Origin of the sequence: Nostoc sp. C052 (assembly GCF_013393905.1) — a bacterium.
GTDB lineage: Bacteria > Cyanobacteriota > Cyanobacteriia > Cyanobacteriales > Nostocaceae > Nostoc.
Genome location: NZ_CP040272.1, coordinates 7,634,751 through 7,647,875, shown reverse-complemented (window position 1 = coordinate 7,647,875; position 13,125 = coordinate 7,634,751). Strand labels below are relative to the sequence as shown.

13 protein-coding genes are annotated in these 13,125 nt (G+C 41.4%); 6 read left to right on the top strand and 7 right to left on the bottom strand.

Features of this window, described 5'->3' with window-relative positions; translation table 11 throughout:
• Positions 1-44 precede the first annotated feature (44 nt).
• Entirely contained in the window at positions 45-737 is a 693-nt protein-coding gene (locus FD723_RS31495; RefSeq protein ID WP_179068846.1) for a PD-(D/E)XK nuclease family protein, read from the top strand.
• Positions 738-877: 140 nt separating this feature from the next.
• Here FD723_RS31495 and FD723_RS31490 read toward each other — a convergent pair whose 3' ends face one another.
• Genes FD723_RS31490 through FD723_RS31475 form a run of 4 tightly spaced genes read right to left on the bottom strand, consistent with a single transcriptional unit; the run spans position 878 to position 4,308 of the window.
• Entirely contained in the window at positions 878-1,327 is a 450-nt protein-coding gene (locus FD723_RS31490) for a type II toxin-antitoxin system VapC family toxin (RefSeq protein WP_179068845.1), read from the bottom strand.
• Positions 1,314-1,550 (bottom strand): hypothetical protein, encoded by a 237-nt coding sequence (locus FD723_RS31485; RefSeq protein WP_179068844.1) that lies wholly within the window; start codon positions 1,548-1,550, stop codon positions 1,314-1,316. The genes FD723_RS31490 and FD723_RS31485 overlap by 14 nt, the downstream gene beginning before the upstream one ends.
• A gap of 15 nt (positions 1,551-1,565) precedes the next feature.
• Positions 1,566-2,780: a DUF790 family protein gene (locus FD723_RS31480; RefSeq protein ID WP_179068843.1), complete on the bottom strand. Its 1,215-nt coding sequence runs from the start codon at positions 2,778-2,780 to the stop codon at positions 1,566-1,568.
• Positions 2,710-4,308, bottom strand: a complete 1,599-nt coding sequence (locus FD723_RS31475; RefSeq protein WP_179068842.1) for a DEAD/DEAH box helicase — start codon at positions 4,306-4,308, stop codon at positions 2,710-2,712. Before FD723_RS31475 ends, FD723_RS31480 begins: the two co-directional genes overlap by 71 nt.
• Before the next feature lie 94 nt (positions 4,309-4,402).
• Between FD723_RS31475 and FD723_RS31470 the strand changes: the two genes are divergently transcribed.
• The 4 genes from FD723_RS31470 (at position 4,403) to FD723_RS31455 (ending at position 9,594) form a co-directional block, all read left to right on the top strand.
• The gene (locus tag FD723_RS31470) at positions 4,403-5,704 is read left to right on the top strand and encodes an adenylate/guanylate cyclase domain-containing protein (RefSeq protein WP_179068841.1); all 1,302 of its coding nucleotides are present in this window, start codon (positions 4,403-4,405) and stop codon (positions 5,702-5,704) included.
• A 570-nt stretch (positions 5,705-6,274) separates the two neighbouring features.
• Positions 6,275-8,629: a PAS domain S-box protein gene (locus tag FD723_RS31465; RefSeq protein ID WP_256874993.1), complete on the top strand. Its 2,355-nt coding sequence runs from the start codon at positions 6,275-6,277 to the stop codon at positions 8,627-8,629.
• A gap of 104 nt (positions 8,630-8,733) precedes the next feature.
• Positions 8,734-8,976 (top strand): regulatory protein SipA, encoded by a 243-nt coding sequence (sipA, locus tag FD723_RS31460; protein ID WP_179068840.1) that lies wholly within the window; start codon positions 8,734-8,736, stop codon positions 8,974-8,976.
• Between the two features lie 57 nt (positions 8,977-9,033).
• The gene (locus FD723_RS31455) at positions 9,034-9,594 is read left to right on the top strand and encodes a peroxiredoxin (RefSeq protein ID WP_179068839.1); all 561 of its coding nucleotides are present in this window, start codon (positions 9,034-9,036) and stop codon (positions 9,592-9,594) included.
• A gap of 272 nt (positions 9,595-9,866) precedes the next feature.
• Here FD723_RS31455 and modA read toward each other — a convergent pair whose 3' ends face one another.
• On the bottom strand, positions 9,867-10,661 hold the full coding sequence (gene modA / locus FD723_RS31450) for a molybdate ABC transporter substrate-binding protein (RefSeq protein WP_179068838.1): 795 nt from the start codon (positions 10,659-10,661) through the stop codon (positions 9,867-9,869).
• 94 nt (positions 10,662-10,755) lie between these two features.
• Here modA and FD723_RS31445 point away from each other — a divergent pair, with 94 nt between their 5' ends.
• Complete coding sequence (locus FD723_RS31445) at positions 10,756-11,199, top strand: molybdopterin-binding protein (RefSeq protein ID WP_179068837.1); 444 nt, start codon at positions 10,756-10,758, stop codon at positions 11,197-11,199.
• A 305-nt stretch (positions 11,200-11,504) separates the two neighbouring features.
• Here FD723_RS31445 and tilS read toward each other — a convergent pair whose 3' ends face one another.
• Entirely contained in the window at positions 11,505-12,497 is a 993-nt protein-coding gene (tilS, locus tag FD723_RS31440) for a tRNA lysidine(34) synthetase TilS (RefSeq protein WP_179068836.1), read from the bottom strand.
• Between the two features lie 62 nt (positions 12,498-12,559).
• Positions 12,560-12,880 carry a KGK domain-containing protein gene (locus FD723_RS31435; protein ID WP_179068835.1) on the bottom strand — a complete coding sequence of 107 codons (321 nt, stop codon included), beginning with the start codon at positions 12,878-12,880 and terminating at the stop codon, positions 12,560-12,562.
• Between the last annotated feature and the right edge of the window lie 245 nt (positions 12,881-13,125).

Below are 13,125 nucleotides of genomic sequence, written 5' to 3'. Positions count from 1 at the left end.
AATCGCCATTTTCTTAATTACGAATTACGAATCACGAATTAATAATGCAATTTGATACCCAACTACTACCACGCATTAATGCTACAGCCAAAAGAGAAAATGGTAAACAATATTATGTAGATGCCAAGGGAAATCGCTTTCCCAGCGTGACTACAATACTTAATGCCACCAAATCACAAGCAGACAGAGACAGATTATTAAACTGGAAAGCGCGTGTTGGTACAGAAGAAGCTACCCGCATTACTACATCTGCTAGTCGTCGGGGAACCCAAACACACAAACAAATTGAGCGCTACCTCCTTGGACAAAACCCTGTTTGTCCCGAAGCAAGTCGCCCTTATTGGGAGAGTATCAAGCCAGTTTTAGAACAAATTGACACAGTTAGACTCGTGGAAGGCTCAGTTTTTCATCATGATTTGGGTTATTCTGGCAAAGTTGATTGTATTGCCAGCTATCAAGGTATTCCCTGTATTTGCGAGTGGAAAACAGCAGACAAACCCAAAGGTTCAATTGAGCATTTATATGAACATCCACTGCAACTTACGGCGTACATAGGAGCAGCTAACGAATATTATCAAGATTATGGCATTCAGCTAAAGCACGCTCTCTTAGTAGTAGCAATTCCAGAAATGCCAGCAGAAGTATTTTGGTTTGAATCATCAGTCATTAAAGATTACTGGGAACAATGGGAAAAAAAAGTCGCCCAATATTGGGAACGCAGAAGTATTTGGAGTTAGTGAGTGGAATTGTACAATTACCGAAATTGGAACCCCTCTCCAAACCTCTCCCCGAAACGGAGAGAGGCTTTGATTCTTGCTCCCCTTCCCTTGTAGGGAAGGGGTTGGGGGTTAGGTTTGAGATAAAGTCGCACACAGCGTTAACCTTGTAATGGCAAGACAGTAATTAACCCAAAAAATCTTGCAAAATCACTTGTGTTGTGAGTGAGTAACTGAGGAATGCCATAAACTAGCATCGTAGCGACAATATTTGCATCATGAACTTGCTTACCACCGCTAGGAATTTCCTCCGTGAGTGTTAGTAACCTTTCTGTCACTAGCAAATTATCTTCAACCAAGCGAAAATAACTAGCAAAATACCTTACATCTGTCACTAAAGATGTAATAGGAATATTCCCGGTTAAGTCACCTCGTCTTGTCATTGCTGCCAAATACTCTCTCAAAGTTTGGCGACTAATCCATAAATCAATACCTTGTTCTGTAAGCGCTTGTAGTCGTTCTGTCGCTTGTACATGAAATGGCGACAAGGCTAGATTTGCATAAACTAAAATATTCGTATCGATAAATACAGAGCTATTAGTCGTTTGCATAAAGGTCTTCCCTACGGAAAGTTAAACTTTCCGAGACTAATCCTACAGGATAGGCAGAAAATTTGAGAGGCGTTTTCTTTTCTTTCTTCTCTGTTTCTTCAGCCAAAGGCTTTTCATCAATTACTATTACCACCTGATGCTCGCCCTCTGGAATATCCAATGGTAATTGCGCTGTCATTTTACCATCTTTGCTAACTGTGGCAATTGTTTCTATACTTTTCATCTCATTCCTCTTCGTTCAATCCATTACAGCTAACACAGCTTTCGGCAATAACTTATCTTTAAACCAAACAATTCTGGCGGGAACATCATTTAATTTTACTCCCGCCTTTTCTAAATTAAGTCGCTCGGAAATTGCCAAAATCAAGTCATCACGTCCAGCCCGCCGCACCTGAGAAAACTTCTTTTGTAAATATTCTGGCCGCCAATAACCAACAATTTCTAATAAAAAGGTGCGTCCATCAGCATGAACTAAGCGAAAATCGGGAATCATCACACTACCAGGAATCGGTATCAAATCAACTTCTCGCTCTAACGCCCAACCACTTTTCAACGCATCCCATTTATCTGCAAAGGATGCTTCTAGCATACTATCGTAGGGCTTACCTGGTGGATAATGGGATACCAAACCACATTCAGAATTGAGAGTGAAACGTCCAGTTTTCCAAGCATTTGTATAAGCGTCGCGGGTTTGAAGAATGGAAGAAAGACTCCATTTAGTAACGTGAAGTAAAGCCGGAATAAGTTTAGCGATCGCTAACCCATATCGCGTACTAGGATTAAACAAACTCGTCGGCCCATCTATCGTAATTGTAAACCCGTGGTCAGCATCACCCTCAATATAAGCCATCAATTGAAACAACTTTAAATAGCGAAACAACAGCTTATATTCTCCCGGAACATTGCGATGAGCATTTAACACCAGTTGACTGGCCTTATAAAACACACCCTGCACCTGAGATAAGTTATATCGATTTAACACATCTGGCGCTGTTGGTGCATCAAAAACAGTCAAAATTTTATTCTCAGATAAATCAGCATATAGTCCATTGCGAACCTGTTCTAATAAAACTTCTCGTTCAAGTTCTTGAGTTAACTCATCAGCAATTTTACTCAGAGTAACTTGGGTAGATTCTCGACTAGAAACAGACTTTGCAGCCAGAGAAAACACCCGTTCTCTTAACATTTGTGGTTCCAAAGGACTAACCACCTCAAAAGTACAAAAACTACTTTTGAGAATATAAGCTAATCCTCGCTTCACCCGATAATCTGTAGAATCTCCTTCAAAATCAGTCAGTTGTCGCTCAAGCACACCTTGAGTTTTCCCCACCGCCGATTGAAAATAATTAATTAACTCAATCGCCAAATCCGAAGTTTTCTGATCAATCTTCAGTCTCTTCGGAATGATCTCCTCCCCGTTTTGGCGATGCATCAGTAAGTCTGTCGGTAACATCTGCTGAATTTTGGATTTTAGATTTTGAACTTCCGGTTGAATAATTAATCTCTAACTGTTCCGCAGCCTTCAAACTCCGTTCCTTCCCACTCCCATACACAACCTGTAACTTCCCTTTCCTCTCTTTTTCTCCCCCTGCTTCCCCTGCTTCCCCTGCTCTCCTCTCCCCTCTCCGCCTAGCCGAAGTCCCCTCTTCACTAGTATCCTCCGCCACCACCTCATATAAAATCGCCTGCTTATTCTCAATATTCCCCTTCCGTAAAATCCTCCCCAAGCGCTGAGTATACTCCCTAGCCGAACCCGTCCCCGATAAAATAATTGCAACAGTTGCCGCAGGGACATCAACCCCTTCATTCAACACATGAGAAGCAACCAAAGTATTATATTTACCCTCTCGAAACTTTGTTAATATCTCATGCCGTTCTTTCACAGGTGTTTGATGAGTAATTGCCGGAATTAGCAACTCTTGAGAAATGCGATAAACCGTTGCATTATCAGCAGTAAAAATCAAAATTCGTGCTGGATAATGTTCTGCCAATAAATTAATTAAAATTCGCAACTTCCCATCAGTACCCAAAGCGATATCTTTCGCTTCTCGGTGTGCTAACATCGCCCTACGTCCAGATTGCGATCGCGCGCTCATTTGCACGAACATTTGCCAACCTTGCAAACTTCCCAAAGAAATCTTTGATTGCTTCAAAAAGTCATTGCGGGTTTGAATTAACTGGTTGTATCTTTCCCGCTCAAGTTGCGATAACTTTACCTTAATTTGAACAATTTCATGCTCTGCTAACGCCTTCCCCGCTAAATCTTCGGCGCGTTTGCGATATACTTCTTGTCCAATGAGGATATTTAAATCGGCGTGCTTACCATCAGTGCGTTCCGGTGTGGCGGAGAGTCCCAGACGATAAGGTGCGATCGCATATTCGGCAATTACTCGATTAAAATCTGTCGGTAAATGATGACATTCATCAAAAACAATCAACGCATATTGATTTCCCAACGTTTCAGCGTGAATTGCGGCACTATCATAAGTTGCAACTAAAATAGCCGTTCTATCCCGCGAACCACCCCCCAGCAATCCCACCTCAGCATCAGGGAAAGCCGCAACTAAATGTGCATACCACTGATGCATTAAATCCAAAGTAGGCACTACAATCAACGTCGTGCGTGGTGTTGACTGCATCGCCATTTGCGCTAAATAAGTCTTTCCCGCCGCCGTGGGAAGCACAACCACCCCTTGTCTACCCGCCAGTTTCCAAGCCGCTAGCGCTTCAGTCTGGTGGGGATAGGGTTCCATTTCTAGGGTAGGAACCAAATCTATAGGATAAAATTCCTTGGCCTCATCGATAAAATAAACATCTTCCGCTTGTAGTGCTTCTACTAGCGATCGGTATTTAACTGCTGGAATGCGGAATTTTTCAACTCTATCATCCCATGTAGCGTAGTCCATCCAACCCTTACCACGTGGTGGTGGATGCAAAATTAATGTGCCACGATCAAAATTTAATGTAGGGGTACGAGCCATTTGAGAGTGCTGAGTGAGGAGTTAGGAGTTAGGAGTTAAGAGTTATTCTCCCTCATCCCCCCACTCCCTTGATTACTAATAACGTAAAAAGTGCATGATTAATCCAAATACCTCTGACAAAACTCAACTAGATGCGCTCATGAGTCAAGGGATGTCCCATTGGCAAATGAGCAGTAGCCTTGGCGAATCTTACAAAGAACAGCGACAGCGCTTCCTGCTTAAGCGATTGCAATTGCAGGCTCAGATTATGCTGATTTCTGGCTTAACTTTGATTACTTTTTTCCTTTGGGCAAATTCACAGGTACAAGGCAAGATATACGCCTTTAAAATCGGTATTGCAGTAGAAATATTCACACTCATTTGTTGGGGTTTATGTAAAACCTCTATAGGTCGTCGTTACCCAAACCTAATTTTTTTGAGTTTATGTTGGTCTGTAACTTGTGCAATCCAAATTGATGTTGCTTTACTGTTTAATAGTCTAGAACCTAGAACCAATTTCTGGAATTTGATGTTTCTCACTCAGGCTACAATCGTTCCAGTACAATGGTGGCTACATTTAATAGCACAACTTGGGACAATTAGTTGCTATCTAATTTTATATTTATCGTATAATCCCTTATTAAAAAACCCATCAGCTTTTTATATTGAGCAGGGCTTATATTTCTTTTGGACTTGCATAATTTGTGTTTTCTCTGTATATTTATACGAACGCTTGCGAAAAAAAGAATTTTACGCCCGTAGGGCAATGGAACTAGCACAGCAAAAATCAGAACGGCTGTTACTAAATATTCTGCCAGAGATGATTGCAGAACAATTAAAACAACAACCGACGACTATTGCCGACAGCTTTCTGGAAGTTACGGTGCTATTTGCTGATATTGTTGGCTTTACAGAGCTTTCAAGTCGTACATCTCCTGCGGAGTTAGTTGAGTTATTAAATACAATTTTCTGTTTGTTTGACCAATTAGCAGAACGTCATGGTGTAGAGAAAATTAAGACTATTGGTGATGCATATATGGCTGTTGCCGGGTTGCCAAATCAATCTAACAATCATGCTCCAGCGATCGCTAATATGGCATTGGATATGCAAAAGGCTGTAGCTACGTTTAACGAAGAAAATAACCAATCCTTTTGCATTCGTATTGGCATTAGTACTGGGCCAGTAGTCGCAGGGGTGATTGGGCTGAAAAAGTTTGCCTACGACCTTTGGGGAGATACAGTCAATACAGCTAGTAGAATGGAATCTCATGGTATTGCAGGTAGTATCCAGGTTTGTGAAGCAAGTTATCAGCTTTTAAAGGATAAGTACTTATTGGAGAAACGAGGTTTAATTCAAGTTAAAGGTAAAGGTGAAATGATGACTTATATACTCAAGGAAATTAATTCAAAAACTTAATAGACAGAATTCAGAATTCAGAATTCAGGATTCAGAATTCTGAATCCTGAATATTGTGGGGTGGGAAAGATGCCATTGGTGTCAACTTAAACTGGAAATAGCTTAACTGTTGGCTTCCATGCCCGCCCGGAAATAAATTTTTTTTGGGCTAATAGCTTAAGTCTACTTCAGTAGACTGGAGATTTTTAGTCATCTTCAGATGACTTTAGCTATGAGACGGGAATTTCAATTCCCGGCGGACAAGCGGTTTCACGTTAAGTTGACACTTATGGCAAGATGCCCAGTCCACAAGAGTTAATTGGATATTTTTTATTTGAAAGTCTCTAATATGACTTCAATTCATACTGAATTCTGACTACTAAGTTCTGAATTCTTCTGAATAAATCTCTACTGTTTGACAGAGACTCAAAAACAAAACATATATAATAAAAACGATAATTATAATTATTAGATTATTTAAGCTTTGCTAAATCTAAGCTTTACTACTTTAGATAGATTCGCAGCAAGTAACTGCTTAGGTGTGTATTTTTTTGATGCATAATAGGTGTTGAGCGATGACTATAACAGGCTATGCTTACGCATTTTCTAGCTGATTTTGGGAATAATCCTTTAGCTAGCTGCATAAAAGGAGAAGCTACATTGAAAGGAATACGTTCCCTTCTAGCACCCTATGCTGTGGCACTATTAGCTGTTGGTAGCGGATTACTACTAACACTATTGCTACAGCCACTACTGAAACCAACTATTTTTCTGCTGTTTTTTGCTGCCGTGGCGCTTAGTGCCTGGTATGGCGGTATAGAAGCAGGGTTACTGGCTACTACTTTGTCTACTTTAGCCGTCAGCTACTTTTTCTTAGAGCCAGTGTTTTCGCTCTTGGTTGCGAGTCTAGACAGCATACGACGCTTAGGCTTATTTGTACTGGTGACAACATTCATCACCTTGCTGAACTCAGAGTTACGCACTGCCAAACAACATCTGCAAACGAGTTTGCAGAAGCGACAGGTGAGTGAGGCAAGGTTTAGAAGGTTGGTAGAGTCCAACATCATTGGGGTAATTGTAGCCAATATGGACGGGGCGATCGCAGAAGCTAACGATGTTTTTTTAGAAATGGTAGGTTATTCGCGGGAGGATTTATTAGCAGGGCGAGTTCGATGGCGCGATATGATACCACCAGAATATCTTGAAGCTAACAATAATGCGATCGCAGAACTCAAAACTAAAGGCGTGTGTCAGCCCTTTGAGAACCAATACATCCGCAAAGATAACAGCCGCGTTCCCATCCTATTAGGTTGCGCTTTGTTAGAAAATACTCCAGAGGATGTTATCTGTTTTGTACTTGATTTAAGCCAACGCAAACAAGTAGAGCAAGCTCTTTCCAAAAGCGAAGAACGTTACCGCGCTTTTTTAGAGCATAGTTCAGAAGGTATTTGGTGCATCGAACTGGAAGTACCAATTTCGCTAGATTGCCCAGAAGATGAACAAATTCAACATTTTTACCAATATGTTTACTTAGCAGAATGCAACAATGTGATGGCACAGATGTATGGCTGTTCTAGTGCCGAAGAAATTATTGGTGTCAGACTAGGAGACTTTCTTGTTCCCTCCGATCCACATAATATTGCATACCTGCGTAATTTTATCCGTTCTAACTACCGACTAATTGATGCTGAGTCTCATGAAATAGATAAGCAAGGTAATTCCAAATATTTTTTGAATAATCTAGTGGGAATTGTCGAAAATGGCTTTTTAGTCAGGGCGTGGGGAACTCAACGCGACATTACAGAACGCAAACAAGCAGAAGCAGCACTGCGTCAACGAGAAGATGAACTACGCCTGATTACAAATGCTGTACCCGTCAAGATTTCTTATGTTGATAGTAAGCAGCATTATCGTTTTAATAATAAAGGATATGAAGACTGGTTTGGGCTTCCTACTTCCGAAATTTCTGGTAAACACATCAGAGAAGTTTTGGGAGAGTCAGTTTATCAATCAATCCTTCCTTACGTAGAAACAGTACTCTCAGGAGAGCAAGTAACTTACGAAACCCAATTATCCGATAAAGATGGCAAAAACCATTACGTGAATGTTACTTACGTTCCACAATTCAGTCAGCAAGAGAAAGTAGAAGGATTTGTTGTCCTAAGTACAGATATTACACTTCAGAAGTTAGCAGAGCAAGAACGCGAACGACTGCTTGAGCGCGAACAAGCCGCACGCGCCGATGCAGAAACAGCAAACCGAATGAAGGATGAGTTTCTGGCTACACTTTCTCATGAACTCCGTACACCACTAAATGCTATACTGGGTTGGTCACAGATACTTAGAAGACGCAAGTTTGATGAAAATCTTACTGGTAGAGCATTAGAAACAATTGAGCGTAACAGTAGATCCCTGACACAACTGATTGAAGATGTACTAGATGTGTCACGGATTATTAGAGGTACACTTCATCTAAGCATGGAGCAAGTAAAACTTGCAACACTTATAGAGGCAGCAATTGATACTGTGTATCCAGCAGCCCAGGCGAAAGAGATTAGTATCAAGTGTAGATTCGACCCAGAAGTAGAGGTAGTTGTGGGTGATGTCAACCGCTTGCAACAGGTTGTGTGGAATTTGCTCTCCAACGCCGTCAAGTTTACACCCAAAGGCGGAAGAGTTGATGTGCAATTGGAGCGGATTGAATCTTGCGTGCAAATTCAGGTGAGTGATACGGGAGGGGGAATTGCTGCCGAATTCCTACCCTATGTATTTGAACGCTTTCGTCAAGCAGATAGTTCTAGCACGCGATCGCATGGTGGACTAGGATTAGGATTAGCGATCGTCCGCCACTTGGTAGAATTACATGGTGGTACAGTCTGCGCCAAAAGTCCAGGAATTGGACAAGGGGCAACATTCGTTGTCAGTCTACCAATGAAAACTATTTAGAAATTTGTGATTCCAAGAATTCAGCAATAGTGTAGGAGTATGTCACTAGACTTTCAAGCTAGTTATGAGTTATGAGTTAATTCAAAACTCTCAGCTTGATTAAGATGTCTAAAGAATTCGCAATTGGTAGTAAAGTCCGGGTTGTGGCGCTACCAGCCTACGTCAAAACTGCTGAACCCATGCCTATGCTGCGCCCTCCTAATGTGATTCACATTGGCGAAGAAGGCATAGTCATTGACCGTAGACCCGGTGGATATTGGGGTATTCGCTTTACTAGGGGGGCTTTTCTCTTAGATAGTCAATACATCGAAAGCACAGATAGCCCTTCCGAATCTAATTTAGAATGAGATTTCTCGCGACCAAGAATTGTAAACTTGTGTAAAGTTGTGATTCTGGTTTGTACCATGATTTCCCGCCGCACTTTTTTAAGCATATTATTTGCCAGCTGTATTTCTATCATCAGCTGGCTGAATTTCACTACTGCTGCGAATGCCCTTGGTGGTAAACTTCCGGCCATTAATCAACCCGCACCAGAGTTTACTTTGCCAACCAACACAGGTGATGGCAAAATTTCCCTCTCTGACTTGCGCGGTAAATGGCTAGTTCTCTACTTTTATCCTAAAGACTTCACCTCTGGTTGTACTATAGAAGCTCGTCGTTTTCAGCAAGACTTACCCCAATACCTCGAAAAAAATACCCAAATTATTGGCGTTAGTGCTGATGACATTGATTCTCATGCCAAATTTTGTGATTCAGAGGGACTAAAATTTCCCCTGTTGGCTGATACTGATGGTTCAGTAAGTAAAGCTTATGGTTCTTGGCTGGGCTTTTTATCTATGCGTCATAGTTTTATCATCGATCCTCAAGGTGTCTTGCGCGAGACTTTTGTCAAAGTCAACCCAACCATTCACAGTTCAGAAGTGCTGGCACGATTAGAAAAATTGCAGTCAGCGGCTTCTGCATAAAAGAGAAAAGGTTAAAGGGGAAAGGGGAAAGGGGAAAGGGATGAACAGGTCGCGCCACTTACGGGCGTTAGCGCAGCGGGACGAAGTACGGTTTTTACCTTCCTCATAAAATTTGGATTATTTTGCGCCACTTGTGGGCGTTAGCGGAGCGGGACGCAGTACGGTTTTTACCTTTCCCCCTTCCCCTTCTTCATAAAAAATAAGGGGCTTAAGCCCCTTGTCTCACCAAGACTAATTTTGTGCAGCTTTACCAAGAATTGGTATTCAATCCTTTAATTGACGATAAACCCATATTTTTTGAGTACAGTTTTGGCTTGACTACCAGATAAAAACTGGACAAACTCCTTAGCGGCAGAAGCATTTTTACTGCTCTTGAGTACAGCTATTGGATAGACAATTGGTGAGTGAAACTTATCATCGGCAGCAACTACGACTTTTACCTTGTTGGAAATTTTGGCATCAGTTGCATAAACTAAACCTGCTTCGGCGTTACCACTTTCTACTGCTGCCAAAACTTGACGCACATTGTTAGCAAAGACTAATTTTGACTTGACGCGATCGTAAATTTTCAATTTCTTTAATACTTGCTCTCCATATTGACCAGCGGGTACACTTCTAGGCTCACCGATCGCAATTTTTTTAATCTTACTATCTGTTAAATTGTAAAAACTAGTGATGCCAACAACATCCTGAGCCACAATCAAGACTAGACGGTTATTTGCTAAGTTAGTACGGCTACCTGGCAGCAATAGTCCTTTTTCTTCCAAGGCATCAACTTGCTTTTTGCCGGCAGAGACAAAAATATCCGCTGGCGCACCTTGTTCAATCTGTTGTTGCAACGCACCAGAAGCCCCAAAGTTATAACTAATATTGATATTTGATTTACTTTGTTGGTACAAAGGCTTAATTTCTTCCAACGCCTCTTTTAAGCTGGCAGCTGCGGACACAAGTATGTTGGTGTTTGACTGTGCTATTACAGGAGAAGGAGTAACTAATGGTAAACCAATTGCTAACAGCCAGCCAGCAACTACTATACCCAGGAAACCAAAAATTTGTCTTCTTTTCATAAAAAATGCGTTTGAAAGGTTTCTTCCATAAAATTGATGCTAGGTAAAATAGTACCAAATATACCAACATCTAACCAACTATATCGGTAAAAATATGCCTAGAAAAGAACAAGGGTGGGTCACATTCCAAACCTCAGAAGAAGAGCGAAAGATTTTGGAAGAGTTTTGCGGTCAGTCTCAGCGAACCAAGACCGAGATTCTTCGGGAATTGGTACGTGGTCTTAATCAACATTCTTCATCATCAAACTCGCTAGCAAATATAAACACAGAAGAGCAAGATATCTACACTCAAATACCTGAGATCGAAATTAGTATTCAAAAGAAACCACTCAAAGTTAGCTCCCGCAATATTCTTAAGGGTGTTGTGAAGCGAGTTGTCACTGGAGCTGTTAATAGTGAGGTGACGCTGGAGATTGTTCACAAAGTTGAGTTAACTTCGATTATCACCAGAGTATCGGTAGAAGAGTTGGATTTGTCTGAAGGGAAAGAGGCTTATGCCGTTATTAAGTCCAACGATATAGTTATTGCCAGAGAATAGGCTGTGATAATGTTTCTGAACAACTTAGCATTGAGTAGTAGCGTGACAAGGCTAAAATGTTGCAAAAAAATTGTAGGTTGGGGAGCAACTGCATTGCGCGGTCTCCCCTCGTTGTAGTTAAGTGGCGTTGGAGGCTTTGCCAAAGCCAACATCCTGATATATTTTGGGTGGAGTAAAGCGCAACCAAACCTATGTCTAATGCACTAGACGCGATAAATCGCCCTCTCTACAATTGTTTTGGGCTTATCTAAACTTAACGTGAATTCGACAAACCTTTCCCTGCTTTGCAATAGCAATACTCAAAACTATTTCAAACAGATCCAGTCGCCTTCTACTTGAGCGATCGCACCACCAGGAAATGGATCGGTTTGCGATCGGTTGGGCGCTATAATTAAGGCTGTTAATTTTTCAATGTGTTCAAAACTGGGCGCATCAGTCAATATTTGCTGCAACACCTGACGCATCACCCGACGTTGCAACGCTAGTGGTGCTTTCTGCAATACCCGACGATTTAACCTCAAGGGAAGAAGAGTAAGGGAATTTTTTTCATCCCCAATACCCAATGCCCCATCCCGCAACTCCTGGGCAGCTTTTTCTAAATATTCTACTTCTGCTTGCAGTAGTTCTGCTGTTTGGGCTAAGGCTGATTCTACTTGAGGGTTGAAATTATCTCGTAAATATGGTATTAATTCTTGGCGAATGCGGTTGCGGGCATATTGCAAATCTTGATTGGTGGAATCTTCCCATATTGGTAATTGAAATTCTTGACAAAATTGCTCTGTTTGTGAACGAGTAATTTCTAAAAGTGGACGCACTAACACAATGTCTGTAGTTAGAGGACGTTGCCAAGTCAGGGCTTGTAAGCCATCAGCACCAGTACCGCGAATTAAATTGTAGAGGAGAGTTTCGGCGCGATCGCTAGCTGTGTGTCCTGTAACTATATATTGAAAATTATTTGCTTGGGCGATCGCACTTAAAGCTTGATAGCGCCAATCGCGTGCAGCAGCTTCACTATTTATCGGTTTGTTTGCTGTTTCTAAATAAAACGATACACCCCAAATTTTCGCTAAATTTTCGACGTGAAGAGCATTAGCTTCGGAGTCAGAACGCCAGCGATGATCGCAGTGAGCAATACCTAAATACCATCCCCATTTGGATTGTAAATCTAAAAGTAATTTGATTAAACACAAAGAATCTTGTCCGCCGGAGACAGCGACTAATAGACGCTGGTTGCGTTCAAATAAGTGGCGCGATCGGATGGTGCGATGGATTTTTGCGTGTAGGGGAGTCCATACCATTTTTTTTTCAGCGCGCACACAAAGATAATTTTCTATTATATCTGTGTAGATAAGCTTTAGTATTAGTTTTTACCTTCCTTTAGTTGCTGCCGAAGATCGTCGAGCGGAGAGTTTTCCCGTTTGATTTCAGTTTCATCAGGGCAAAATTCTAGGCTGACTCTAATTTTACCTGTTCGCCATTGTTGACCGGGTATTAAAACACAACATTCAAATCCTTCTCCAAATACTCTTGATCCTGACGACATACAATGTTCAGCCCAAATTTTCTTGATTTCCTTTAATAACTGAAACACTATTTGAGTGCGGGGTAAATTTTCAAATACTTCTTGGTGAAAATGCACAACATCATCATCAGGATTTAGAGGCTCCCATTGATCATTCATAGTCAATCTCCTGTAACTAAATCTATAGTTCCCAAAAGATAGGAATTAATTGGAACTTCTCATAGTTTTTGGATTTGACTTGCATTAACTGGAGTCTGAACCATATTGTTCATCTGCTAAAAAAGGACTTAGGGATTTCTAAGAAATAAATTATCCATCTTGTGGGGTGGGCATCCTGCCCGCCCTGAATATGGGACGGGTGTTAGCGTAGCGGCACGCAGTGCGGACACCCATCCCACAAGAAA